Source organism: Pseudorhizobium xiangyangii (genome assembly GCF_020531965.1).
In the GTDB taxonomy this organism is placed as follows: domain Bacteria; phylum Pseudomonadota; class Alphaproteobacteria; order Rhizobiales; family Rhizobiaceae; genus Neorhizobium; species Neorhizobium xiangyangii.
This window is the reverse complement of sequence record NZ_JAJAWH010000011.1, coordinates 29,788-55,212: the sequence shown is the minus strand read 5'-3', so window position 1 is coordinate 55,212 and position 25,425 is coordinate 29,788. Positions and strand designations below refer to the sequence as shown.

Annotated in this window: 24 protein-coding genes; 11 read left to right on the top strand and 13 right to left on the bottom strand. The window is 61.6% G+C overall.

Going from position 1 to position 25,425, the window contains the following annotated elements:
• Window position 1: 1 nt before the first annotated feature.
• On the top strand, window positions 2-1,978 hold the full coding sequence (locus tag LH464_RS11755) for a 3-hydroxyacyl-CoA dehydrogenase NAD-binding domain-containing protein (RefSeq protein WP_226786569.1): 1,977 nt from the start codon (window positions 2-4) through the stop codon (window positions 1,976-1,978).
• Here LH464_RS11755 and LH464_RS11750 read toward each other — a convergent pair.
• The 6 genes from LH464_RS11750 to LH464_RS11725 all read right to left on the bottom strand — a co-directional run bounded on the left by LH464_RS11750 (window position 1,963) and on the right by LH464_RS11725 (window position 8,262).
• A complete protein-coding gene (locus LH464_RS11750; RefSeq protein ID WP_226786685.1) occupies window positions 1,963-2,649 on the bottom strand; it encodes an ABC transporter ATP-binding protein in 687 nt (228 codons plus the stop codon). The genes LH464_RS11755 and LH464_RS11750 overlap by 16 nt on opposite strands.
• Entirely contained in the window at window positions 2,646-3,395 is a 750-nt protein-coding gene (locus LH464_RS11745; protein ID WP_226786568.1) for an ABC transporter ATP-binding protein, read from the bottom strand. The genes LH464_RS11750 and LH464_RS11745 overlap by 4 nt, the downstream gene beginning before the upstream one ends.
• Window positions 3,396-3,399: 4 nt before the next feature.
• Window positions 3,400-4,371 carry a branched-chain amino acid ABC transporter permease gene (locus LH464_RS11740; protein ID WP_226786684.1) on the bottom strand — a complete coding sequence of 324 codons (972 nt, stop codon included), beginning with the start codon at window positions 4,369-4,371 and terminating at the stop codon, window positions 3,400-3,402.
• A gap of 16 nt (window positions 4,372-4,387) precedes the next feature.
• A complete protein-coding gene (locus tag LH464_RS11735; RefSeq protein WP_226786567.1) occupies window positions 4,388-5,311 on the bottom strand; it encodes a branched-chain amino acid ABC transporter permease in 924 nt (307 codons plus the stop codon).
• A gap of 9 nt (window positions 5,312-5,320) precedes the next feature.
• The gene (locus LH464_RS11730; protein WP_226786566.1) at window positions 5,321-6,460 is read right to left on the bottom strand and encodes an ABC transporter substrate-binding protein; all 1,140 of its coding nucleotides are present in this window, start codon (window positions 6,458-6,460) and stop codon (window positions 5,321-5,323) included.
• Window positions 6,461-6,633: 173 nt separating this feature from the next.
• Complete coding sequence (locus LH464_RS11725; protein WP_226786565.1) at window positions 6,634-8,262, bottom strand: AMP-binding protein; 1,629 nt, start codon at window positions 8,260-8,262, stop codon at window positions 6,634-6,636.
• A 186-nt stretch (window positions 8,263-8,448) separates the two neighbouring features.
• Here LH464_RS11725 and LH464_RS11720 point away from each other — a divergent pair, with 186 nt between their 5' ends.
• From LH464_RS11720 to LH464_RS11700, 5 genes are all read left to right on the top strand, one after another.
• Window positions 8,449-9,309 carry an alpha/beta hydrolase gene (locus LH464_RS11720; RefSeq protein WP_390624967.1) on the top strand — a complete coding sequence of 287 codons (861 nt, stop codon included), beginning with the start codon at window positions 8,449-8,451 and terminating at the stop codon, window positions 9,307-9,309.
• Between the two features lie 130 nt (window positions 9,310-9,439).
• A complete protein-coding gene (locus LH464_RS11715) occupies window positions 9,440-11,170 on the top strand; it encodes a catalase (protein WP_315859637.1) in 1,731 nt (576 codons plus the stop codon).
• A gap of 356 nt (window positions 11,171-11,526) precedes the next feature.
• Window positions 11,527-12,738, top strand: coding sequence for a TIGR03862 family flavoprotein (locus tag LH464_RS11710; protein WP_226786564.1), 1,212 nt, complete (start codon window positions 11,527-11,529; stop codon window positions 12,736-12,738).
• A gap of 121 nt (window positions 12,739-12,859) precedes the next feature.
• Entirely contained in the window at window positions 12,860-13,579 is a 720-nt protein-coding gene (locus LH464_RS11705) for a YoaK family protein (protein WP_226786563.1), read from the top strand.
• A 33-nt stretch (window positions 13,580-13,612) separates the two neighbouring features.
• Window positions 13,613-14,407: a YdcF family protein gene (locus tag LH464_RS11700; protein ID WP_226786562.1), complete on the top strand. Its 795-nt coding sequence runs from the start codon at window positions 13,613-13,615 to the stop codon at window positions 14,405-14,407.
• Between the two features lie 7 nt (window positions 14,408-14,414).
• Here LH464_RS11700 and LH464_RS11695 read toward each other — a convergent pair whose 3' ends face one another.
• A complete protein-coding gene (locus tag LH464_RS11695) occupies window positions 14,415-14,894 on the bottom strand; it encodes a hypothetical protein (protein WP_226786561.1) in 480 nt (159 codons plus the stop codon).
• A gap of 111 nt (window positions 14,895-15,005) precedes the next feature.
• Between LH464_RS11695 and LH464_RS11690 the strand changes: the two genes are divergently transcribed.
• Window positions 15,006-15,647 carry a trimeric intracellular cation channel family protein gene (locus tag LH464_RS11690; protein WP_226786560.1) on the top strand — a complete coding sequence of 214 codons (642 nt, stop codon included), beginning with the start codon at window positions 15,006-15,008 and terminating at the stop codon, window positions 15,645-15,647.
• A gap of 6 nt (window positions 15,648-15,653) precedes the next feature.
• On the opposite strand, the gene irrA is transcribed toward LH464_RS11690, so the two are convergent.
• Entirely contained in the window at window positions 15,654-16,070 is a 417-nt protein-coding gene (irrA, locus tag LH464_RS11685) for an iron response transcriptional regulator IrrA (RefSeq protein WP_226786682.1), read from the bottom strand.
• Between the two features lie 299 nt (window positions 16,071-16,369).
• Between irrA and fabA the strand changes: the two genes are divergently transcribed.
• From fabA to fabI, 3 genes are read left to right on the top strand one after another with little or no spacing between them, the layout of a single operon-like run.
• The gene (gene fabA, locus LH464_RS11680; RefSeq protein WP_226786559.1) at window positions 16,370-16,885 is read left to right on the top strand and encodes a 3-hydroxyacyl-[acyl-carrier-protein] dehydratase FabA; all 516 of its coding nucleotides are present in this window, start codon (window positions 16,370-16,372) and stop codon (window positions 16,883-16,885) included.
• A 47-nt stretch (window positions 16,886-16,932) separates the two neighbouring features.
• Window positions 16,933-18,156: a beta-ketoacyl-ACP synthase I gene (gene fabB, locus LH464_RS11675; protein ID WP_226786558.1), complete on the top strand. Its 1,224-nt coding sequence runs from the start codon at window positions 16,933-16,935 to the stop codon at window positions 18,154-18,156.
• Between the two features lie 5 nt (window positions 18,157-18,161).
• Complete coding sequence (gene fabI, locus LH464_RS11670; protein WP_226786557.1) at window positions 18,162-18,968, top strand: enoyl-ACP reductase FabI; 807 nt, start codon at window positions 18,162-18,164, stop codon at window positions 18,966-18,968.
• A gap of 60 nt (window positions 18,969-19,028) precedes the next feature.
• On the opposite strand, the gene LH464_RS11665 is transcribed toward fabI, so the two are convergent.
• From LH464_RS11665 to rbfA, 5 genes are all read right to left on the bottom strand, one after another.
• Window positions 19,029-20,033 (bottom strand): class I SAM-dependent methyltransferase, encoded by a 1,005-nt coding sequence (locus tag LH464_RS11665; RefSeq protein ID WP_226786556.1) that lies wholly within the window; start codon window positions 20,031-20,033, stop codon window positions 19,029-19,031.
• Between the two features lie 78 nt (window positions 20,034-20,111).
• Window positions 20,112-22,247: a polyribonucleotide nucleotidyltransferase gene (gene pnp, locus LH464_RS11660; RefSeq protein ID WP_226786555.1), complete on the bottom strand. Its 2,136-nt coding sequence runs from the start codon at window positions 22,245-22,247 to the stop codon at window positions 20,112-20,114.
• Between the two features lie 305 nt (window positions 22,248-22,552).
• A complete protein-coding gene (rpsO, locus tag LH464_RS11655; RefSeq protein WP_226786554.1) occupies window positions 22,553-22,822 on the bottom strand; it encodes a 30S ribosomal protein S15 in 270 nt (89 codons plus the stop codon).
• A gap of 167 nt (window positions 22,823-22,989) precedes the next feature.
• Window positions 22,990-23,922 (bottom strand): tRNA pseudouridine(55) synthase TruB, encoded by a 933-nt coding sequence (gene truB, locus LH464_RS11650; RefSeq protein WP_226786553.1) that lies wholly within the window; start codon window positions 23,920-23,922, stop codon window positions 22,990-22,992.
• A gap of 10 nt (window positions 23,923-23,932) precedes the next feature.
• Window positions 23,933-24,343 carry a 30S ribosome-binding factor RbfA gene (gene rbfA, locus LH464_RS11645; RefSeq protein WP_226786552.1) on the bottom strand — a complete coding sequence of 137 codons (411 nt, stop codon included), beginning with the start codon at window positions 24,341-24,343 and terminating at the stop codon, window positions 23,933-23,935.
• Between the two features lie 278 nt (window positions 24,344-24,621).
• On the opposite strand from rbfA, the gene LH464_RS11640 reads away from it, so the two are divergent.
• On the top strand, window positions 24,622-25,392 hold the full coding sequence (locus LH464_RS11640) for a metallophosphoesterase (RefSeq protein WP_226786551.1): 771 nt from the start codon (window positions 24,622-24,624) through the stop codon (window positions 25,390-25,392).
• Window positions 25,393-25,425 lie beyond the last annotated feature (33 nt).

Sequence of the window (25,425 nt, the reverse complement as noted above, 5' to 3'; positions counted from 1 at the left end):
CATGAGCGGTGGTTCTCTCGCCTTTTCCGGCAGCGTCCGCGGTGAACTGCGGCAGGCCGTGCTGCTGGTCACCATAGACAACCCACCGGTCAATGCACTCTCGGCCGATGTCCGCGCCGGCCTGATGGCAGCGCTCGACCAAGTGGAAAGATCGGTCGAAATTCGGGCAATGGTTATCACCGGCGCCGGAAAAACCTTCATCGGCGGGGCTGACATCAGGGAATTCGGCAAGCCGTCGGTCGATCCGATATTGCCTACTGTGATCGAGCGTATCGAAGTCTTTGCAAAGCCGGTCGCCGCGGCCATCAATGGCGCGGCCCTCGGCGGCGGACTGGAACTGGCGCTCGCTTGCCATCACCGCATCGCGGCACCCGTCGCGCAGATGGGCCTGCCGGAAGTGAAGCTCGGCATCGTCCCCGGCGCCGGCGGCACACAACGATTGCCGCGGCTGGCAGGCATTCCCGCGGCAATCGATCTCATCGGCAGCGGCCGCAGCGTGAAGGCCGCGGAGGCGTCTTCCCTCGGCATCATCGATGCGGTGTCCAAGGCAGATCTGATAGAGACCGCAATTGCCGCAGCGACAGCGCTGGCGGGCCACGATCTTCGACGTACCGGATCGCTTGCCGTGCCTTCTGCCGAACCCACCGATGTCGAGAAAGCCCGGTCGAAAATTCTGAAGAAGGTGCGTGGTCAGCAAGCGCCCTCCGAAGCCATCCGACTGGTCGAGATGGCCACGCGGGCCATCGCTGAAGGTCTGGCGGACGAGCGCGACACATTCCTGCGACTGCGCGACAGCGAGCAAGCCGCGGCATTGCGGCATGTCTTCTTTGCCGAGCGGCAGGCGTCCAAGGTCGAAGGCCTCGATGGTATCGAGCCGCGCCCCGTCGAGACGATCGGCATCTGCGGTCTCGGCCTGATGGGAAGCGGCATAGCAGTCGCCGCACTCGGCGCAGGCTATCGGGTGATCGGCCTCGACCAGACGGGCGAGGCCGCAGAAAGAGGCCGCCAAGGCATTATCGCTCTTCTGGAGCGAAACCTGTCTTCCGGCCGGCTGGACCAGGCCGGGTTCGAGGCACAGACTACGCGGCTTTCTGTGACGGCCCAGGATCTGGATCTAGCCCCCTCCGATCTCGTCATAGAGGCGGTGTTCGACGATCTGGACGTCAAGGTCGACCTGTTCCGCCGGCTCGACCGCGTGCTGCGCCCTGACGCCGTGCTGGCGACCAACACGAGCTATCTGAACCCCGACGAGATCGCTGCCTCGACCCTGCATCCCGAACGCGTGCTCGGCCTGCATTTCTTCTCGCCGGCGCATGTCATGCGGCTTCTGGAGGTGGTGCGTTGCGGCAAGACAGCGCCGGACGTGCTCGCCACCGGGCTTGCAGTGGCGAAAAAGCTGCGCAAGCTCGCGGTCGTCACCGGCGTCACCGAAGGCTTCATCGGCAACCGGATCTTTTCGGCTTATCGCCGCGAGGCGGAATTCCTGCTGGAGGACGGCGCGCTCCCCCATGAGATCGATGCAGCCTTGGAAAGCTATGGCTTTCCGATGGGGCTCTTTGCCGTTTACGACATGGCGGGACTGGAGATCGCCTGGGCGCGCCGCAAACGCCAGGCCGCAGGCCGTAATCCATCCGAGCGCTATGTCGAGATTGCCGATCGTCTCTGCGAAGCGGGCCGTCTCGGTCAGAAGGCAGGCCGTGGCTGGTATGCCTACAATCCGGATGGCAAACGGCAGCTCGATCCGGAGGTGACCGCGTTCATCGAAAACTGCCGGGCGGAAAAGGGCATCACACCCTGCAGCTTCACCGCCGAAGAGATCGTCAAGCGCCTGCTTGCCGCGATGTCTTATGAGGGACGCAGGTTGCTCGATGAAGATATCGCGTCACGCGAGAGCGATATCGACCTGGTGATGATCAACGGCTACGGCTTCCCGGCCCAAAAGGGTGGGCCGATGTTCGCGGCTCAGACGCCGAGATAACGATCCTGGATATCGGCCGTAAGCCCGGCTGGAGCCCCGCTCCAGACGCTGCGGCCGTTCTCCAGAATCACGCAGCGATCCGCCACCGGCAGCAACTCCGACAGCGTCTTGTCGACCACGAGGATCGAAAGCCCTTCCGCCTTCAGCGTGCGGATCGCCGCCCAGATATCCTGCCGGATGACCGGCGCCAGACCTTCGGTCGCCTCGTCGAGAATGAGAAGCCGGGGATTGGTCATCAGGGCACGGCCAATCGCCAGCATCTGCTGTTCGCCGCCGGAAAGCGAGCGGGCCATCTGCGCATGACGCTCTGCCAGGCGCGGGAATAGCGCGTTGACGCGCGCAAGCGTCCATTCGCCGAGGCGCGCGGCCGCCACGAGGTTTTCGTGTACCGTCAGGTTCGGGAAGCAGCGCCGCCCTTCCGGTACCAGTCCAATGCCGAGCTTGGCGACCCGGTGCGACGGCTTTCCCTTGAGATCGGTTCCGGCAAGCCGAACCGAGCCCGCGCGCGGCGGATTGAGGTTGCAGATCGCCCGGATGGTCGTGGACTTGCCCATGCCGTTGCGCCCCATCAGGGCTACAGCCTCACCTTCAGCGACGGAGATATCCACGCCGAACAAGGCCTGGCTCGCACCGTAGAAGGCTTCGATCTTCGAAACGTCGAGCAGCATCAGGGGTGATCTCCGAGATAGGCGGTGCGCACGGCCGGGTCGCGGCGGATCTCGTCCACCGTGCCGGTGGCGATTACCTTGCCGTAGACCAGCACCGAAATCCGGTCCGCCAGCGCGAAGACCGCATCCATGTCGTGCTCCACGAGCAGGATCGGTGCCTCCTGACGCAGGCCATCGAGGAAGCCCGTCAACGTCTTGGAACCTTCCGGTCCCATGCCTGCCATGGGTTCGTCGAGCAGGAAGGCCTTCGAATCCAGCGCCAGCGCAATGGCGATCTCCAGCTGCCGGCGCTCGCCATGAGAAAGTTCAGCGGCCGGAATGCGCGCGCGGTCCTTGAGGCCGACCCGTTCCAGCATGGCCATCGACCGGTCAATCAGGCCAACGTCGCGCATCACCGGCTTGAAGAACCGGAAGCTCGAACCCTCCTGCGCCTGCACCGCCAGCATGACATTGCGCAGCGCCGAGAAGTCAGGCGCCAGGGAGGAAACCTGAAAGGTGCGTCCAAGGCCGCGACGCGCACGTTCGGCGGTGTTCAGGGCGCCGATATCCTCGCCGGCAAAGCGGATCGTGCCGGTGTCCTGCCTGAGCGTGCCACAGATCTGGTGGATGAGTGTCGACTTGCCGGCGCCATTCGGCCCGATCAGGGCATGGATTTCGCCGGGGTGCAAGTCGAGCGAGACGCCATCGGTTGCTCTCAGTGCGCCAAAAGCCTTGGAAAGATTGGACAGTTCGAGAACCGGTTCAGCCATGATCTTATCCATGCTTGGCCTTTCCAGCGAAGAGGCCAAGCAGGCCACCCCGCGCAAAGAGCACCGTGCCGAGCAGGATCAGGCCGAGGAAGAATTGCCAGCGCTCCGTCAACCCGCCCAGCACATATTCGATGATCACGAACAATGTGGCACCGGCAAGCGGCCCGAACAGGCGCCCGGCGCCGCCCAGGATGATCAGCACGATCAGTTCGCCGGACATGTGCCAGGACAGCATGGACGGACTGACGAAGCGGTTGAGATCGGCAAACAGGGCGCCCGCAAGCCCGGTGATCGCTGCCGAGATGGCGAAGGCCGTAAGCCGGATTCGGAAAGGCGCAATGCCGACGGTCGCCACGCGCACCTCGTTCTGGCGCGCCGCCTGCAGTGCGGAACCGAAGCGCGAGCCACGGATCAGCACGAAGAGACCGAGCACCGCCATCAGTACAGCATAGCAGATGAGGAAAAAGCCCAGCGGCCGCATGGTGTTGACGCCGGGAAACTGGTTGCGCACCAGAATCGACAGGCCGTCCTCGCCGCCATAGGCCGGCCAGGAGATCGCGAAATAATAGACCATCTGCGCAAAGGCCAGCGTGATCATGATGAAATAGACGCCGGAGGTGCGCAGGCTGATCGCACCGATCAGCAGCCCGACGAGACCGGCAACGACCATCGCAACCAGCCAGATGACCAGCATCTGGTTCGTGCCCGAAAATCCAAACAGAAGCGGGTCGCCGGAGAAGCCATGCGTGGCGAGGATGCCCGCCGCATAACCGCCGATGCCGAAGAAGGCCGCATGGCCGAAGGAGACGAGGCCGCCAAGACCGAGCGCCAGATTGAGGCCGGTTGCGGCAAGCGCCAGAATGACGATACGGGTCGCGAGCGTCACATAGAACGGCTGACCGAAGGCGTTTGCGGCCAGCGGTGCTGCAAGCAGCAGGACAGCCAAAATGATATTGATGAGGTTTTCGCGGGTCATTGCCACTGTCGTCGCCTCACATATGAGCGGCGGGGAAAAGCCCGCGCGGCTTGACGGCAAGTATGAGCGCCATCATCACATAGATCAGCATGGAGGCGGCAGCGGCGCCGATCATGCCAGCCTGGGACGGCGGCACGAAAAGGCCGAAGAGCTGCGGCAGCAGAAGGCGCCCCATGGTATCGACGACGCCGACCAGCAAAGCGCCGAGTAGCGCACCCTTGATCGAGCCGATACCGCCGATGACGATGACCACGAAGGCGAGGATCAGTACAGGCTCGCCCATGCCGACCTGCACCGATTGCAGCGCGCCGACCATGGCACCGGCCAGGCCCGCCAATGCGGCGCCGAGCGCGAAGACGACCGTATAGAGCGTGCGTATGTCGACCCCCAGCGCGCCGATCATCTCACGGTCGCTTTCACCCGCCCGGATGCGCATGCCGAGCCGCGTCTTGCCAATCAGCAGATAGAGCCCGAACGCAACCAACGCGCCGGCAGCGATGATCGCCAGCCGGTAGACAGGATACTGCGCACCGCCCGGCAGTGCCACAGCACCCTGCAGCAGCGGCGGGATGTCGAGATAGAGCGGAAACGACCCGAACAGCCAGCGCGTGCCTTCGGAGAATATCAGGATCAGCGCGAAGGTCGCGAGCACCTGGTCGAGATGATCGCGATCATAGAGCCGACGGATGACGAGAAGCTCGATGATCGCACCGGCCGCCGCGGCGCAAGCGAGACTGGCGACCAGTCCGATCCAGAACGAACCCGTCGCCGCCGCGACAGTAGCGCAGGCGAAGGCGCCCACCATGTAGAGCGAGCCGTGAGCGAGGTTGATCAGGCCCATGACGCCGAAAATCAGCGTCAGCCCGGCAGCCATGAGAAACAACATGACGCCGAGCTGGAGGCCGTTGAGCAACTGCTCGAGAGCAAGTGCAACAGTCACAGGTTGACCTTACATCTTGCAGTCTTTGGCGTAGGCATCGCCGTGATCATCGAAGATCTTCTCTACCGTCTTGTTGGTGAGCATGCCGTCGGCCTGCTTCACCACTTCCGTCAGGTAGATATCCTGGATCGGGTGCTGGTTGGTATTGAACTTGAAATCGCCGCGCGGCGACTTGATATCCGCCTTCAGGAGTTCAGCTCGGAACGCCTCGGTGTCCTTCACATCGGCCTTGGCCGCCGCCGAAAGGATCAACTGCGCCGCATCATACGCCTGGACGGCGTAAATGGATGGCAGACGTCCATACTCCGCCTGGAAGTCGGCCAGGAATTTCTTGCTGACATCCGTATCGAAGTCCGGAGCCCACTGGCCGGATGCCTTCGCACCGAGAGCAGCATCGCCGATCGCCGGCAGCACGTCCTGGCTGAAGGAGAAGCCCGGACCCATGACCGGGATCTCGACACCCGATTGGGCGTACTGCTTCAAGAAGGCGATGCCCATGCCGCCCGGCAGGAAGGCGAACACGCCATCCGCGCCGGAGGCACGGATCTGGGCGATCTCCGCGGCGTAATCCGTCTGGCCTACCTGTGTGTAGACTTCCGACGCCAGCTCGCCCTTGTAGTAGCGCTTGAAGCCGGTCAGCGAATCCTTACCAGCCGGATAGTTCGGCGCCATGATGAAGACCTTCTTGTAGTCCTTGTTGGCGTATTCGCCCATGGCCTCGTGAAGGTTGTCGTTCTGGTAGGCGGCGTTGAAATAGAGCGGGTTGCAGTTGGCGCCAGCAAGCGCCGCCGGTGCCGCGTTGGTCGAGACATAGAGCTTGCCCTGGGCTACCGCGCTCGGCGCAACGGCCATCAGCAGGTTCGACCAGACAATGCCGGTCAGGATATCGACCTGATCGCTCTGGATCATCTTGTCAGCGATCTGAACGGCCAGTTCAGGCTTCTGTCCATCGTCCTCGGTGACCACCTCGATCTCGCTGTTGCCGGCCTGCTTGATGGCCAGCATGAAGCCGTCGCGGGTATCGACGCCGAGGCCGGCGCCACCGCCGGACAACGTGGTGATCAGGCCGATCTTAACGGGCTCGGCGAAGGCGAGGCCAGAGACACTCATGCTGAGCGCCAGCGTGGCTGCGGAAACCAGTTTCTTCATCGTAAACTCCCAGTTGTTCTTTATGTCCCACCCCGATAGCGGACCTATTGATCTCGCCGCCGGAAATCCTTTTCGGCATTACCGTCGAGCGGTATTTGCGATACCTTCCATACTTGCAAAAGAACGTCCACTGCCCAATCGGCGTGCAGCACATTTTCCCCGTGCCGGCAGCGTCATGCCGCTTTCGCCTGCTTTAGCCTGAAGCGTTGGATCTTGCCCGATTCCGTCTTCGGCAGCGTGTCGGCGAAGACGATCGAGCGCGGATACTTGTACGGCGCGATCTCCTTCTTCACGTGATCCTGCAGGAGCTTCACAAGAGCCGCACAGGCGGCGCCCTTGTCGACCAGTACCACATGCGCCTCGACGATAGCGCCCCGCTCGATGTCCGGCACGCCGATCACTGCACATTCGGCGACGGCCTCGTGCTTCAGAAGTGCTGCTTCCACTTCCGGACCGGCGATGTTGTAGCCGGCGGACACGATCATGTCGTCAGAGCGGGCGGCGAAATGGAAATAGCCATCCTCGTCCTGCACGAAGCTGTCACCGGTGAGGTTCCAGCCGTCACGCACATAGTCTGCCTGCCGGTCGTCGGCGAGATAGCGGCAGCCAATCGGACCCTTGACGGCCAGCTTCCCGACACTTCCTCGCGGCAGTTCGTTCATCTCGTCGTCGACGACGATCGCCTGATAGCCGGCAAGCGGCCTGCCCGTGCAGGCTGCCTTCGAATCCCCCAGCCGGTTGGTAATGAAGATGTGGAGCATTTCCGTCGAACCTATGCCGTCGACGATCGGCTTGCCGGTCTTCTGCACCCATTCGTCATAGACCGGGCCGGGCAGTGTTTCACCGGCCGAAACTGCGACACGGAGCGAGGAAAGATCGGCACCCTTGTCCATGGCCGCCAGCATGGCACGGTAGGCTGTGGGAGCGGTAAAGCAGATCGTCGCCTTGTAGGTCTCGATGATCTCGATCATCTTCGGCGGAGTCGCCTGCTCCAGCAGCGTCGCCGCCGCCCCGAAGCGCAGCGGGAAGACGGCAAGCCCTCCAAGGCCGAAGGTGAAGGCAAGCGGTGGCGAGCCGACGAAGACATCGTCCGGCGTGACGCCGAGCACTTCCTTCGCATAGGCATCCGCAATGATCAGCACGTCGCGATGAAAATGCATCGTCGCCTTCGGCACGCCGGTAGAGCCGGACGTGAAGCCGAGAAGGGCCACGTCATCCCGACCGGTCTTTGCCGCATCGAATTTAACCGGCTTGTCGAGCGCCGCACGATCGAGTTCGGCGTCGTGGTTGGCCGTGCCATCGAAACCGATCACCTGGATGAGAAACCGGCTTTCCTTGGCAACAGCGACCAGCTCGTCCATCAGGCGGGTGTCGCATAGCGCCATCGTCACTTCCGCCTTGTCGACGACCTTGGCAAGCTCACCGGCACGCAGCATCGGCATGGTGTTGACGACGACCGCTCCGGCCTTGGTGGCCGCCAGCCAGCAGGCGACCATGGCCGGATTGTTGGCCGAACGGATCAATACCCGGTTGCCGGGCTTCAGGCCGTAATCCTCCGTCAGTGCCCGCGCGATACGGTTCGTCCAGTCGGAGAGTTCCTTGTAGGTGCGGCGGCGCCCATTGCCGATCAGTGCCGTGTGATCGCCAAACCCACGCTCGACCATGCGGTCGGTGAGTTCGACACCTGCATTCATCCATTCGGGATAGTCGAAGCCCTGAAGGTCAATTTCCGGCCATGCCTGCGGCGGCGGAAGATTGTCGCGGGCAAACGTATCCAGATGGCCTGTCGGTCCCAGTTTCATCTTCGAGTTCCCAACTCATATGGTCCACCACCCGGATATGTCCGGTGCGACGTCCGCGGCATTTTTGCCTTTCGTTCAGAAAAGCATCGGTTCTCCCGACTGGCAAGAGAGAAATTTTAAGTTTGTAATAATTTTCGCAACGGCGGTCGCTATCGCCCCTTTCTCCCGTCCCCGGCAGATGCAAGTATGCCGCCGGTCGAACATGAAGATATCGGGGATGAGATGCGCCATCGGATAGCGGACTGGGATGATGCCTATGCCAACGGCCCGAACATTGCCGGCGGAGATCGTTGGCCCGGCCTCTGGGTAGAGCCGGCGCGACTATATCGCGAGGCTTTGGCGGAGGCCGGTCATGCGGAGCTGGACATTCCCTATGGCGGCGGTGAACGGAACAGGCTCGACCTGTTCATGCCCGCATCGGCGCCGATCGGCTTGGTGGTTTTCGTCCACGGTGGCTTCTGGCTCAGGCTCGACAAGTCCTACTGGTCGCATCTGGCGCGGGGCGCGGTAGAGCACGGGTACGCCGTCGCCATACCCTCCTACACGCTCTGCCCCGAAATCCGCCTCTCCGGCATCACGACGGAGATCGGGATTGCAATCGAAAAGGCGGCGGAACTGGTGGGCGGTCCGATCCGCCTCGTCGGCCATTCGGCCGGCGGACAGCTGGTCACGCGGATGATCAGCATGACCTCGCCGCTGCCTGAAACGATACGTCTGCGGATCGCTCACACCGTGTCGTTATCCGGATTGCACGATCTGCGCCCCCTGATGCACATCGCGATGAACGCGCAATTGCAAATCGATCGGCAGGAGGCATGGCGGGAAAGTCCGGCGCTGCTGGAACCGATGCACGATGCCCGCCTCACATGCTGGGTCGGGGCGGCGGAACGCTCGGAGTTCATCCGCCAGAATGCGCTTCTGGCCAATATCTGGAAGGGTCTCGCTGCCGAAACAAGCGTCGTCGAGGAGCCGGACCGGCACCACTTCAACGTGCTGGACGGGCTTGCCGATCCGCATCATCCGCTGACGCAAGCGCTGCTCTCCTGACGCGGTAGGCATCGGTTGATTGCGACCTCATTCCTCGGTGGAACCGAATCGGCTCCAGCGTGTTTCCCCACGGGTGGCTACGTCCGGCGGATGGCCACGCTTTTGCCAATCCACACAAGGAGGGTACACGATGGACGAGAAGAACAAGTCTCAGGGCGGATCCGGCATGCCGCCGGGCACGGATGATCATGTGCTCACCAATCGCCAGGGTCACCCGATCACCAACAATCAGTCGCAGCGAACCATCGGCAGCCGCGGTCCGGCAACGCTGGAAAACTACCAGTTCCTCGAAAAGATCACGCATTTCGATCGCGAACGCATCCCCGAACGCGTCGTGCATGCGCGAGGCTTCGTTTGTTACGGCGAGCTGGAAGCAACTGGCAAGATCGGTGACGAACCAGCATCGAAGTATACCCGCGCAAAAGTCTTTCAGGCCGCCGGCAAGAAGACGCCGCTTGCCATCCGGTTTTCCACGGTGATCGGCGGGCGCGATTCCTCCGAAACGGCCCGCGATCCGCGCGGCTTCGCCGTCAAATTCTACACCGAGGACGGCAACTGGGACCTCGTCGGAAACAATCTGCCAGTCTTCTTCATCCGCGACGCCATCAAGTTCCCGGATGTCATCCACTCGCTGAAGCCCGATCCGGTGACGTTCCGGCAGGAACCGAACCGTATCTTCGACTTCATGAGCCAGACGCCGGAATCGATGCACATGCTGACGCATCTGTTTTCGCCGCGCGGCATCCCGGCAAGCTACCGCCATATGGAAGGTTTCGGCGTCAACACCTACAAGATGGTCAACGAGAACGGAGATACCTGTCTTGTGAAGTATCACTTCCATCCGCGTTGCGGCGTCGCCAGCCTCACGGCCGCAGAAGCCGCAACGGTGCAGGGTCAGGATTTCGGCTCTGCCTCCAAGGATCTGTTCACGGCGATCGAGCAAGGCAACCATCCCCAGTGGGACATGTTCGTCCAGATCATGGAGGACCATGATCACCCCGAACTCGATTGGGATCCACTCGACGACACCAAGATCTGGCCGGAGAGCGACTTCCCGCTCCGCCATGTCGGCGTGATGACGCTCAACCGTAATGTCGAGGACTTCTTCAACGAGAACGAGCAGATCGCCATGGGAACCGGCGTTCTCGTCGATGGGCTCGATTTCTCCGACGACAAGATGCTGGTCGGCCGAACGTTCTCCTATTCGGATACCCAGCGCTACCGCGTCGGCACCAACTACCTGCAACTGCCGGTGAACCAGGCCAAGAACGCCAAGGTCTCCACCAACCTGTCCGGCGGCACGATGTCCTACCGTCGCGACCTTTCACCCGGACAGAACCCGCATATCAACTTCGAACCCTCGATCCACAACGGGCTTCAGGAAAGCCGGCACGAGCAGCCGAACAATTCGCCTGAAATTCACGGCCGGCTGACCCGGAGCGTCATCGAGCGTCGCAACGACTATGTCCATGCCCGCGGCCGCTATTGCACGATGATGGACTGGGAGCGGGACGATCTCGTTGTCAACATGGGCGACCTGCTCGGCCAATGCGAACGTGACGTGCAGGAGCGGATGGTATGGCACTTCTTCCTCGTCCATGACGACTACGGTCGCCGGGTTGGCGAAAAGCTCGGCATCCGCGTGGACGACGTCAAACGTCTCGGTCCGCTGCAGAAGCAGATGCTGACGGAAGAGGACCAGCACCGACTCCAGAACCTCGGCAGCAACGGCGACAAGATCGACCCGACCGCCTGGGGCCGGTGGACGAGTTCGGTCAAGGACCACCAGGCCTCCGCCGATGAAATCCTGTCGGGCAAACTGCCGAAACCAGACAGGGCGCAGAGCCAGGCGGCCGAGTAAGTCTCTGCCGGGATCGGTTAAAGCCGACCCGGCTGTCATCCCAGGGAGGCAACAAATGCAAAAGGAACGCAACGCCTCGACCACCTGCAGGAACGCCGATGCCGCGCCGTTAAGTGCGCCCGATACGCTCGAGATCGTTTGCCGCCGCTGCGGTGGGACAGGCGAGGTAGACGGTGAGACGTGCCCCGACTGCAAGGGAACGGGCAAGTGCTGATGCCGGTTATCGGCACAGCCTGACAGAAACCACCTGCCATCGCTAGCACGCGCGTGCTAGCGCATCGACCCGAAGACGGAATCCGTTTTCGGAAGTTAAGATGCGCAGAGTTAAATCTGACGGCGCGCAAAGAGGCAGGTGCATGGACGGCAAGGACATTGCGATCATCGGTGGCGGCCCGGCGGGCCTCATGGCAGCCGAAGTGCTTTCCGCGAAGGGGCATTCCGTCACCGTGTACGAGGCCATGCCGACCTTTGCCCGGAAATTCCTGCTGGCAGGCAAGTCCGGGCTCAATATCACTCATTCCGAGGATTTCGACGTCTTCAGGACCCGTTTCGGAGCAGCTTCCGGCAGGCTGCGCGCAGCGCTGGATGCATTCACGCCTGACGATATCCGCGCCTGGGCGACCGGGCTTGGCACAGAGACCTTCGTCGGTTCCTCGGGCCGCGTCTTCCCTACCGTCATGAAGGCTTCCCCCCTGCTCAGGGCCTGGCTTCGCCGGCTGGAGACCCAAGGTGTCCGGCTTGCCACGCGTCATCGCTGGGTGGGTTTCCAAAGCGGTGCCTACGCGTTCGAAACCCCGGGCGGTCCTGTTGCAGTTCGTCCCGATGCCGCATTGCTGGCGCTTGGTGGCGCCAGCTGGCCGCGCCTCGGCTCGGATGCGGCCTGGGTGCCATGGTTGCGGCAAAGGGATGTCGATGTCCGTTCGTTTCGCCCCGCCAATTGCGGCTTCGATGTCGGCTGGAGCGACACCTTTCGCGAGCGCTTCGCCGGGGCGCCGCTGAAATCGGTCAGCGCCGCCTCCGATGCCGGCACCTTCCCGGGCGAATTCGTCATCTCCAGGGACGGGATCGAGGGGAGCCTTGTCTATGCACATTCGGCCGCGCTGCGGGACAGACTGGAACAAGCGGGTGAAGCATCCCTTGTCGTAGACCTCACACCCGGCCGTACGGAGGCACGTCTCATCCGCGATCTTGTCCGGCAGGACCCAAAGGCGAGCTTCTCCAACCGGCTACGGAAAAGTGCTACCCTCGAAGGCGTCAAGTCGGCACTTGTCCGAGAACTCATACCGGATGCCGCAAGTTTGGCCGCCGAACACCTTGCATCGCTTATCAAGGCGCTACCTTTGCCGGTACTTCGTCCGCGACCGATCAAGGAGGCGATTTCTTCCGCAGGTGGCATCGCCCTGGAGGCGATCGACGAGCGCTACATGCTCGGGAGCATTCCGGGGCTCTTTGCTGCCGGCGAAATGCTCGACTGGGAAGCGCCTACAGGCGGCTACCTGCTGACCGCCTGCTTCGCCACGGGTCGAGCCGCAGCAGCTGGCATGACTGAGTGGATTGCTGGCCGATAAATCACGCTTCTGCGGCAGATTGACGATCCGGACAGGACATCTTCCATAGCGGCAGAATCAGAGTCTAGAATGGACCGGCAGCAACCGGCTTCGCTGCTGCGCCCCGGGGAAACTACCGCTCATGACCCTTGCCCAACGTCGACGCTTCGTTCGCAAGAGGCGCACCGTAACCGGACTTGCGCTCGTCGCGGCGATTTCATTCGTGGCCGGGATGACCGACGCCGTCGGCCTGCTTTTATCCGGCGACTTCGTTTCCTTCATGACCGGAAATACGACGCGCGCCGCACTTTCCTTTGCCGACGGCGACTACGGGCATGCGCTGGTCCTCTTTTTCGCGCTCTGGGCATTCGTCGCCGGCAACGCGCTCGGCATCATTCTCGCCCACAGGCTGTCTGCGCGGCGGACCTTCGTGGTCTTGACCGGCGTTGCCGTGACCATCGCCGCTGCCGCAATGGTGCCGGAGGACGGATACCCGCGACTACAGTTCTATCTGGTCATTCTCGCCATGGGCATGATCAATGCGACCGTAGAGCATATCGAGGGCCTGCCGATCGGCCTTACCTACGTGACCGGCGCCTTGTCGCGCTTCGGGCGCGGCATCGGCCGCTGGCTCGTCGGCGACCGTAATCCGACCGGCTGGATCATCCAGACCGTGCCGTGGACCGGCATGGCCTGCGGTGCCGTCGCGGGCGCATTCCTAACGCGTTATCTGGGCAATAATGCGCTGTGGGTCGTCGCACTCGTCGTTGTCGCGGTCGCAATTGCAACGGTCCTCCTGCCGCGGCCGCTGCACCTGCACTTCCAACAGCCTATCGTTAGAGGCACGCAACGCCGGCGTTGACAGCCCGTACGGGTTGTTGCGAGAGATTGAAGCATGTTCATTCTTTCGAAGCTCTTCTGGCTGATGGCGCAGCCGCTCTCCCTCGCCTTCCTGTTCTGCGCCCTTGGCGCCATGTTTGCGTTCCTGGGCTGGCGCCGTTTCGGCGGCATGCTGTCGCTATTTGCAGCGCTGGTTCTGTTCCTGACGCTCTACACGACCTCCGGCGGCGTGGCGCTGCAGGTCCTAGAAGCGAGGTTTGCAAAACCGGCCACAGAGCCTGAAAATCTCTCCTGCATCATCGTGCTGGGCGGCGCACTGGAAAACGAAGTGACGACGAGCCGGGGCGGCATCGAATTCAACCAGGCGGGCGACCGCTTTGTCGAAACACTGCGGCTGGCGCTCCGCCATCCACAAGCCCGCATCCTCATTTCCGGTGGCGATGGGTCAATCAGCGGCGCCTATGAGGGTGAGGCTGCGGCCTCAGAGCGCTTCTTCTCGGCTTTCGGTGTATCCACCGACCGACTGGTGAAGGAAAACGCCTCCCGCACTACCTACGAGAATTCGCTACAGACAAAAGAGATCCTGGCCCAGAGCGAGCTAACGGACTGCCTGCTGGTCACGTCGGCTTTCCATATGCCGCGATCCATGGCGCTGTTCAGGAAGGCCAGCATTCCGGTGATGCCCTGGCCCGTGGATTACCGGACGAATGGCATCCTCAAAATCGGCTTCGACTTCTCGCAACCGACGACCAATGCGCAGCTCACATCCACCGCCGTGCGCGAGTGGCTTGGCCTGCTGGGCTACTACGTGACAGGACGGATCGACAGCGTCTTCCCTGCCGCGCAATAGACCAGCCTTATTTCTTGGAGATGGTGACGAAGCGCCCGCCGCGCACGCGCACCGTCATTTCGCAGGGCTTGTCGTCGGTCCGTTCGCAGAAGCGCGGATGCATTTTCATGACGAACACCATGTTGCCGAAGCGCTTGATGAAGTCGTAGCTGTAGATGCGGGCCGTGGCGATCATGAAATAGCCGCCTTCCTTGGCCCGAAGATAGAAGTTGTAGGGGCAGCCGTCCTCGTTGCATTCGGCGCCCTTCTTGCCGTCGCAGGTGAGCTCGCCGTGATTGCTCAGGGCGTCGACGATGCCGTCATTGTTGATGTCCAGCCTGGTCATGAAGGCGCTGCCGAACTCGGCAGTCTGGCACTGCTTGCGGAAATGATCCATCTCGTAGATCTCAGGATCGCTCAGCAGCTCCTGCTGGGCCAAGGCGGCGGACGGTAGCAGTGCCAGCATCAGCACTTGTGCGGCGATCATCAGGTGCTTTTTCACAGGCATGGCTCCTTGAACCCCTTCGCCTCTTCGCGCTCTGCGCGTAAGAAGATGGAAACATAGGCCAGCTTAATCGATCGCACTTGCGCGACGCTGGTGATCTGACCGGGCTCGGAGGTGGAAGTGCTTACTGTCCTGAACTACGCTGGCGTCGTCGTCTTCGCTGCGACCGGTGCCCTGGCTGCCTCGCGCAAGCAGCTGGACCTCATCGGCTTTCTGTTCTTCGCGGCCGTAACGGGCGTCGGTGGCGGTACGTTGCGGGACCTGGTGCTCGGAAAGACCGTCTTCTGGGTTGTCGATCCAACCTATATCCTGGTCTGCGTTGCGACCGGCATTGTCGTCTTCTTCACGGCCCACCTCATCGAATGGCGATACTGGCTGCTGATCTGGCTGGATGCGATCGGCCTTGCTGCCTATTGCGTGATGGGCGCGGTCCTGGGGCTGGAGGCAACGGGGTCAGCGACAATCGCGATCGTCACGGGCATGCTGACCGCCACGTGTGGTGGCGTGCTGCGCGACCTGCTGGCTGATGAGCCTTCAGTACTGCTGCGCCCGGAAATCTATATTTTGTCTGCGCTTGCCGGAGCCTCCACCTTCACGGCATCCCAGGCCATGGGCATTCCGCTGTATGTCAGCTCGGCCGCCGGATTCGCAGTCGCGCTCGCACTTCGCGGCGGAGCAATCCAATACGGATGGACCATTCCCCGATACCGGCCTCGGCCGGGGCGCGATCCGGATGACGTAATGAAGAAGCGGTAGGGCCTGTTACGACTTCTTTTCGCGCAGGCGGATGACAACGTCCACGTAGGCGATCTCCAGTCCCTCCGGTGCCGGCGGAAGGTTGCCGATCTCGATATTGCTGATCGGAATGTCCAGGACCTCGTTGCGGCCCTCGACAAAGAAGTGGTGGTGATCGGAGACGTTGGTGTCGAAATAGGTGCGCGAACCTTCCACCGCGAGAACGCGGATAAGGCCGGCCTCGGTAAACTGGTGCAAAGTATTGTAAACCGTCGCGAGCGAAACGGGCACGTCGGCGGCCAGCGCCTCCTCGTGCAATTCCTCTACGGTCAAGTGACGGTCGCCCTTGGCGAACAGTAGATCGGCGAGCGCGATGCGCTGGCGCGTCGGGCGCAAGCCGCAATCGCGCAGTCTCGTGTCGATGCTGATCATGGCGTTTGCCATCGTGCCGATATGCCCCACGTCTGTCCGCGCGTTCATTCTTGACTTTGCGATATAACTTTTAGCGCCGTTGCTTTCAATAGCCCCGACGGAGTTCCCGCCTGCTGAGCGTTGCAAAACGCGTTATTTGGCCGGAAGCCACTGGTTTGCCGCCTCAGCTTCCTATATGCGGACCTGACAATGCGGCCTATGGCTTGCCCTAAAGAGAGGGCAGACTTTCGCCGCGTTCATCGTTGTGCTTCAATTTCTGCCGGATTTGCCATAGTAAGGTCAGACATCGGCATAAGGGGACCCGGAATTTAATGACGGAAAGACAGTCGAGCTTCTCTTACGAAGAAATCCTGAGCTGCGGTCGCGGCGAGTTGTTCGGACCCGGCAATGCGCAGCTTCCCCTGCCGCCGATGCTGATGGTCCATCGCATCACCGACATTTCCGAAACCGGCGGCGAGTACGACAAGGGTTACATTCGCGCAGAGTACGACGTCCGTCCGGACGACTGGTACTTCCCGTGCCACTTCCAGGGCAATCCCATCATGCCGGGCTGCCTCGGCCTCGACGGAATGTGGCAGCTGACCGGTTTCTTCCTCGGCTGGCTGGGTGAACCTGGCCGCGGCATGGCGCTCTCGACCGGCGAAGTGAAGTTCAAGGGCATGGTTCGCCCGGAAACCAAGCTGCTGGAGTACGGCATCGACTTCAAACGGGTGATGCGCGGACGACTGGTGCTCGGCACTGCCGACGGCTGGCTGAAGGCCGACGGTGAAACCATTTATCAGGCGGCCGACCTTCGCGTCGGTCTGTCGAAAGACAAGACGGCCTAAGCGGCCCTGCCGCCAAACGGCCAGAACGAGTAGAAAAGGTCCATCAGATGAGACGGGTAGTTGTCACGGGTCTCGGTATCGTATCCTCGATCGGAAGCGATGCCGCCGAAGTCACCGAATCTCTCCGCCAGGCTAAGTCCGGCATTTCCTCCTCTCCGGATTTCGCAGAGCATGGCTTCAAGTGCCAGGTCTGGGGCAAGCCGTCCCTGGATCCGACGGACCTCGTCGACCGTCGCGCCATGCGCTTCCTTTCCCAGGGCGGCGCCTGGAACCACGTGGCCATGAAGCAGGCGCTTGCCGATTCCGGTCTCGAGGAGAAGGACTACAGCGAGAACGAGCGCGTCGGCATCATCATGGGCTCCGGCGGCCCTTCGACCCGTACGCTCATCGAAGCTGCCGACATCACAATCAAGAACAACAGCCCGAAGCGGATCGGCCCGTTTGCGGTGCCCAAGGCCATGTCATCGACCGCATCGGCCACGCTTGCGACCTGGTTCAAGATCCACGGCGTCAACTACTCGATCTCGTCGGCATGCTCGACATCCGCGCATTGCATCGGCAACGCCGCCGAAATGATCCAGTGGGGCAAGCAGGACATGATGTTCGCCGGCGGTCACGAAGACCTCGACTGGACGATGTCGAACCTGTTCGACGCCATGGGCGCGATGTCGACCAAGTACAACGATACGCCCGCACTCGCCTCGCGTGCCTATGACGCCGACCGCGATGGCTTCGTCATCGCTGGCGGTGCCGGTGTCCTCGTTCTTGAGGAACTGGAGCACGCCAAGGCGCGCGGCGCCAAGATCTATGCCGAGCTCGTCGGCTACGGCGCGACATCGGACGGCTACGACATGGTTGCTCCGTCTGGCGAAGGCGCCATCCGCTGCATGCGCCAGGCGCTGTCGACGGTAAAGGGCGAAGTGGACTACATCAACACGCACGGCACTTCGACGCCGGTTGGCGACAGCAAGGAAATCGGCGCAATCCGCGAAGTGTTCGGAGCCAAGATCCCGCATATCCAGTCGACAAAGTCGCTTACGGGCCACTCGCTTGGCGCCGCCGGTGTGCAGGAATCGATCTACGGCTTGCTGATGATGCAGGAAAAGTTCATCGGCGAAAGCGCGCATATCCAGACGCTGGATCCCGAGTTCGAAGGCGTTCCTATCGTCCGCAAGCGTATCGACAACGCCAAGATCGATACGGTTCTTTCCAATTCCTTCGGGTTCGGTGGCACCAACGCCACGCTCGTCTTCCAGCGTCATAACGGATAAAACTCATGACAGGCATCATGCAGGGAAAACGCGGCCTGATCATGGGGGTCGCGAACAACCACTCCATCGCCTGGGGTATTGCGAAGGCCGTAGCCTCACAGGGCGCGGAACTTGCTTTCACCTATCAAGGCGACGCGTTGGGCAAACGGGTGAAGCCGCTCGCCGCCGAAGTCGGCTCGGACTTCCTGTTGCCCTGCGACGTGGAAGACATTGCCTCTGTCGACGCCACGTTCGACGCCATCAAGGAACGCTGGGGCAAGCTCGATTTCATGGTCCATGCCATCGGATTTTCCGACAAGAACGAGCTCAAGGGCCTCTACGCGAACACAACGCGTGACAACTTCAGCCGCACCATGGTCATCTCCTGCTTCTCCTTCACAGAGGTCGCCAAGCGCGCTGCAGAGCTGATGACGGATGGCGGGTCGATGCTCACCCTCACCTACGGCGGCTCTACGCGCGTCATTCCGAACTACAACGTGATGGGCGTTGCCAAGGCTGCGCTGGAGGCCTCCGTGCGCTATCTGGCAGCGGACTTTGGCCCGAAGGACATCCGCGTCAACTCGATCTCCGCAGGCCCGGTACGCACCCTTGCGGGCGCCGGCATCTCGGACGCGCGCGCCATGTACTCCTGGAACCAGAAGAACGCTCCCTTGCGCCGCACGGCGACGATCGAGGACATCGGCGGCTCCGCACTGTACCTGCTGTCGGATCTTTCGCGCGGCGTGACCGGCGAGATCCACTACGTGGACGCCGGCTATAACATCACCTCACTGCCCGTCCTCGAACATCTGCGCACCGCCGACGTGGAGTGAGATCATTCCCAGAACTGAAAGAGGCCCCGCTGTCACCAGCGGGGCCTCTTTTCGTTTGAACTACTTCTTCGCCCAGAGGATCTTGAAGCGGGCGTTGCGGCAGGTCTCCCCGCTTTCCTTGAACTCCGTCCCCAGTACCGGCTCGTAAGTCATGCCACGGTTGGCGACGAGCATCAGTCTGCCGCCATTACGGAGTGCCGACGCGGCGGTGCGGATCATCGTTTTGCCGAGCTCGGGGTCGGACACCTGCGTCTCATGGAAGGGCGGGTTCATGATGACCATGTCGTATTTTTCCTTCGGCGGCTCCGAACCAAGATCCTGCCAGAAGAAGCGCGCCTCGAGATCCGGGCAATTGCGGGCGACATTGCGCTTGGCGAACTCCAGTGCCCGGTAGTCGGCCTCGAACAGATCTATGCGATTCACGCGCGGAGACCTTTGCGCCAGCATGACCGAGAGATAGCCCCAGCCGGCGCCGAAATCGGCGACATTGCCGTCAAAATCCGTCGGCAGGCGGCTCACCAGCAGTTCGGAGCCCGGATCAACCCGGTCATGCGAGAACATGCCCGGCGCCGCCTCAAACCGGCCTTCGACCATTACGGAAGGCCTCTTGAGCGCAGCTATCAATGGCTCGACACTTTCGGGCCGCGCAAACCAGATTGCTACGCCGTGATATTTCGGCGTGTAGTCGAGCTGGATGCCGAGCTTCAGGAGCGTGTTGCGCAGCGGCTGGATGCCGTCCTCCTTGCCTCCGGCGATGACGACCATGCCGCCAGCCTTTACACGCTCCAGCGCCTCCGCGACGCGGTTTTCGTTGTCGCCGCGGTGCTTGCCGCAAAGAATAAGCGCTGCGTCGTAGTCGCGGTCCTCCGCCACCGGAAAGGCGTTTTCACGGATTGCGCGGAAAAGTGGCCTGAAAGGCTGAATGGCGGTAATTTCGCCATGGAAACCCTCCGGCAACTGACCTGCCTCCGCGCTGAGGAACAGCACGCGGTCGCCGGCTTCCGGCATGGGAACCGCCTCGGTTGCGAAGGGGTGGAACAGGGTCTTGAATGCGTCTCGGCTCATGGCGAGTTGTTTCCAGCGACAGAAATGGAAAAGGCGCGGAAATTCTCCCGCGCCTCGATGATGTCGGAGAAGGAAGCCTTACTCGGCAGCTTCGCCGCCGTCGGCCTTCTTGATCTCCTGGCCGGTAGCCTGGTCGACGACCTTCATCGACAGGCGAACCTTGCCACGCTCGTCGAAGCCCATCAGCTTGACCCAGACCTTGTCGCCTTCCTTGACGACGTCCTGGGTCTTGGCAACGCGGTCAGCCGCGAGCTGCGAGATGTGCACGAGGCCATCGCGGGCGCCGAAGAAGTTGACGAAGGCGCCGAAGTCAGCGGTCTTCACAACAGTACCTTCGTAAACGGCGCCGACTTCCGGTTCAGCAACGATCGAGTGGATCCATTTGCGGGCCGCTTCGATTTCCTTGCCGGAGGAAGACGCGATCTTGACGGTGCCGTCGTCTTCGATGTTGATCTTGGCGCCGGTCTTCTCGACGATTTCGCGGATGACCTTGCCGCCCGAACCGATGACTTCACGGATCTTGTCGACCGGGATGTTCATCACTTCGATGCGCGGAGCGAATTCGCCGAGCTGCGAACGGCCCTCGGAGATGGCATTGGCCATTTCGCCGAGGATGTGCGTGCGACCGCCCTGTGCCTGGGCAAGCGCGACCTTCATGATCTCTTCGGTGATACCGGCGATCTTGATGTCCATCTGCAGCGAGGTGATGCCGTCGGCAGTACCTGCAACCTTGAAGTCCATGTCGCCGAGGTGATCTTCGTCGCCGAGGATATCGGAGAGAACCGCAAAGCGATCACCTTCGAGGATCAGGCCCATGGCGATGCCGGCAACCGGCTTTGCCAGTGGAACGCCAGCGTCCATCAGTGCGAGCGACGTGCCGCAGACAGTTGCCATCGAGGACGAGCCGTTCGACTCGGTGATCTCGGAAACGATACGCAGCGTATAGGGGAACTGCTCGGCGCTCGGCAGCATCGGACGAATGGCGCGCCATGCGAGCTTGCCATGGCCGATTTCGCGGCGGCCCGGGGAGCCCATGCGGCCGGTTTCGCCAACCGAGTAGGGAGGGAAGTTGTAATGGAGCAGGAAGCGCTCCTTGTACATGCCTGTGAGGCTATCGACGTACTGTTCGTCTTCACCGGTACCGAGCGTGGCAACCACGATCGCCTGCGTTTCACCGCGGGTGAAGAGTGCCGAGCCGTGCGTACGCGGCAGGATGCCGACTTCCGAGACGATCGCACGAACGGTCGACAGGTCGCGGCCGTCGATGCGGCTCTTGGTGTCGAGGATGTTCCAGCGAACGATCTTGGCCTGCAGGTGCTTGAAGGTCGCACCGATGACTTCAGCGGTGTACTTGGGCTCGACGCCTTCCGGGAAGAAGTGAGCCTTGACCTTTGCCTTGACGGCGTCGACGGCAGCGTAGCGCTCAGCTTTCTGGGTGTTCTTGTAGGCGGTGCGAAGTTCGGCTTCGAAAAGCTTCAGCATTTCGGCTTCAAGTTCCGAGTGGTCTTCCGGCTGGAAGTCGCGCGGTTCCTTGGCGGCAACTTCTGCGAGCTTGATGATCGCATCGATGACCGGCTGGAAGCCCTTGTGGCCGAACATGACGGCGCCGAGCATGATTTCTTCGTTGAGTTCCTTGGCTTCGGACTCAACCATCAGGACGGCGTCCTGGGTGCCGGCAACGACGAGGTCGAGGGTCGATTCCTGCATCTCGTCGAGGTGCGGGTTGAGGACGTATTCGCCATTGATGTAACCAACGCGCGCGCCGCCGACCGGGCCCATGAACGGGACGCCGGAAAGCGTAAGCGCTGCAGACGCAGCAACCATCGACAATACGTCGGGATCGTTCTCAAGGTCGTGCTGGACGACGGTGACGACGACCTGGGTGTCGTTCTTGTAGCCTTCAGGGAAGAGCGGGCGGATCGGACGGTCGATCAGGCGGGAAACCAGGGTTTCCTTTTCCGACGGACGGCCTTCGCGCTTGAAGTAGCCACCCGGGATCTTGCCGGCAGCGTAGGTCTTTTCCTGGTAGTTGACGGTCAGCGGGAAGAAGTCCTGACCGGCTTTCGGAGCCTTGGCGGAAACGACGGTCGCGAGAACGACGGTTTCACCGTAGGTGGCGAGAACGGCGCCGTCAGCCTGACGGGCGATCTTGCCCGTTTCCAGCTTCAGCGGGCGTCCGGCCCACTCGATTTCGACAGAATGTGTATTGAACATGTCTGGTCCTTCGTAGCGCAGCTTGCTTGCCTCAGATGGGCAGGCCATGCGCAAATGTTGACGTGACACGGGCAAGACAACGGGAGGCTTTCGTTTCGAGGGATGGCCCTGAGCCATCCTGTCGCCGAGCCAGACGACGAGGTCTGGCGAAAGCATCCGGCAATCCTGCCCCATGGCAGGTCAGCGGTTGATTTGGCGAAACCGGCCATCCGGTCCGCCATGTGATATGGCCTACTGGCCATTGCTTCGGTTTCCCGAAGAATAAGAATGGCGGGCGCCTCTGATGAGACGCCCGCCAGATTTCGTTAGCGGCGAACACCCAGGCTGGTAATCAGCTTGGTGTAACGGCCTTCGTCCTTCTTCTTGAGGTAATCAAGAAGCGAGCGGCGGCTGGAAACCATTGCGAGAAGGCCACGACGGGAGTGGTTGTCCTTCTTGTGGCCCTTAAAGTGGTCCGTCAGGTTGTTGATGCGCTCGGTCAGGATTGCTACCTGAACTTCCGGAGAACCGGTGTCGCCTTCAACAGTTGCGTATTCCTTGATCAGCGCAGCCTTGCGCTCGGGAGTGATCGACATCGGACAGGTCCTTTCTTAATGAGGATCATGGGGTCGCCAAGGGCCGGGATGTCGTCCAGCCATGGCCGTGAAAAGCAAAATCGATGCCGAAAGTATTACCCAGGCATCCAATGCTGGCGCTGCCTATACCCTAAGCAGCCCCGGATTGGAAGGGGCTTGCTCTTTCGTCATCCAAACACGCGCTTGGGACGGAACTCGCCCTCACCGATCTCGCCGATCGCAATGAGTCGCCCGCGCACCGTCGCATAGGCTTCCGCTTCGGAAAGCGGCGCATCGCGGCCTCGCAGGATGATCGGGTTGCCCATTCGCAATCGGTGCGCCTGCTCGTCCGTGACGGGCAGATGGGGGAGACTGGAAAGCGCCTCGGAGGTGTCGATGATGTGGGCGTCGAGTGCGGCGAACCGCTCATCCCGGTCCTCGATCTCTTCCAGCGCCACCAGATCGGCTAGCGGCACCATGCGGTCTTCCGCAAACGGCGCGACGAACGTCCGGCGAAGCGCCGAGACATGGCCGTAACAGCCGAGGTCACGGCCGAAATCACGGGCAAGCGCCCGCACGTAGGTACCCTTGCCGCACTCCACCTCGAAATGAGCGCTGTCGGCATCGGGGCAACCGAGCAGCGTCAGCCGGAAGATTTGAACCTCACGGGCAGGGATATCCACCACCTCACCATCCCGGGCGAGATCATAGGCGCGCTCGCCGGCGATCTTGATCGCCGAGAATTGCGGCGGCACCTGGTTGATCGTGCCGGTATACTGCGGCAGGAGATCGCGGATTTCCTGCTCCGTCGGGCGTGTGTCGGAGCTTTGCGCCACTTCGCCTTCCAAATCATCCGTCAGGCGTTCCTCACCCCAGGTGACGGTGAATTCGTAGACTTTGCGCCCGTCCATGACATAGGGCACCGTCTTCGTGGCATCGCCGAGCGCGATCGGCAACATGCCGGAGGCCAACGGATCAAGAGTGCCCGCATGGCCGCACTTCTGCGCGTTGAACAGCCACTTGATCTTGGAGACGGCCTCCGTGGAGCCGAAATCGATAGGCTTGTCGAGGATCAGCCATCCGGAGACCGGGCGGCCCTTTGGTTTACGAGGTTTGGACATTCTTCTTTTCTTATTTTTCGTCTTCGGAGGCCGGAGGACCCAGGTCGCGACTGACCTCGGGTGAACGCAGCAGTTCGTCGATCTTCTTGTAGTTGTCGAAGCTGGTGTCATCGCGGAAGCGGACTTCCGGCATGTATTTCATCTGCCGCAACTGGCCGGTCAGTCGTCCGCGGATGAACTTGGAGTTGCGGTTCAGCGCATCGATGACGGCTTTGTGATCCGGCAGGCCAAGCGGCGTGACATAGGCGGTCGCAATCTTCAGGTCCGGCGACATCCGCACTTCCGAAACCGAAATCACGGTCTTTTCCAGAAGCTCGTCACGCACTTCGCCGCGCTGAAGCACCTGGGTAATCGCCGCACGAACCTGTTCGCCAACACGAAGCATGCGCTGGGAGGGCGCTGAGGAGGTTGCTTTTGCCATCTTGTGTTCTCTTTCAAGCGACTTCTGGCGCATGGCTGGTGGCCAGTGTGCCGCGCTTCTTCTATGTGAGCGTCAAATGCCTCTTGCAGCACCAAACGTCAAGGAGCGCCGCAACATGTCGGGGCTTGTGCCGACGCCCGAAGCCCTCCTTGTTCCATAGCGCTTGACAAACACCCCTCCACACATTGTCTCTATGAGAGCGGCCATGGATAGGCGTAGCGCAGGACACGTCAGTTGAAGTTGGTCCCCATGTACATTCCACGTCTCGTTACACCGTGATGGTCCGGCATCTCATCAAACGCCTGCCCTTTCGCGGCGGCGCATCGGACGTCCGGTCCCGCCCAAAGCTGTTCTTCGATGACCGACCGGAGCTTATCTATGCCATCGGTGATATCCACGGATGTTATCCGCTCCTGCGCAAGATGGAGCAGTTGATAGTTCAGGACGCCGCCTCCGTCTCCGGAGAAAAGTGGATCATTCTGCTCGGTGACTACATCGATCGGGGCCCCGAGAGCGCCGCGGTCCTGGATCACCTGCTCGGCCCGCCACCATCCGGCTTCGAACGGTTCTGCCTTGCAGGCAATCACGAGGACCTGATGCTCTCCTACCTGGATCATCCGGATCCGGGCCATCACTGGCTTCGTCTGGGCGGAAGGGAAACTCTCCGCTCCTTCGGGCTCGATCCTGCAGGTAGCGCGCCATCTATGAAGGCGCTTCTTGAGAACCGCATCAGTCCCGAACATGTTGAATTTCTGCGATCAGCCCCCTCGCTGCTGTCCGTTCCCAACTTCACCTTCGTCCATGGAGGCATCCGTCGCGGGGTACCCCTCGCGCAGCAATCGGACGAGGATCTTCTGTGGCTGAGGCCGGAACTGGGCGCATCGGCTCCGAGTGACGATTTCCTCATTGTCCACGGTCACACACCGGTGCGCCAGGTAGAGGTCTGTCCCGGCAGGATCAACATCGACACCGGCGCCTTCGCGAGCGGGATGTTGTCAGGCTTGAAAATCGACAGAAGCAACAAGCTCTTCAAGCTGGCCGTGAGCTAGCCTGTTCGCTTTTGAAAGCTGGTCCAAAACACC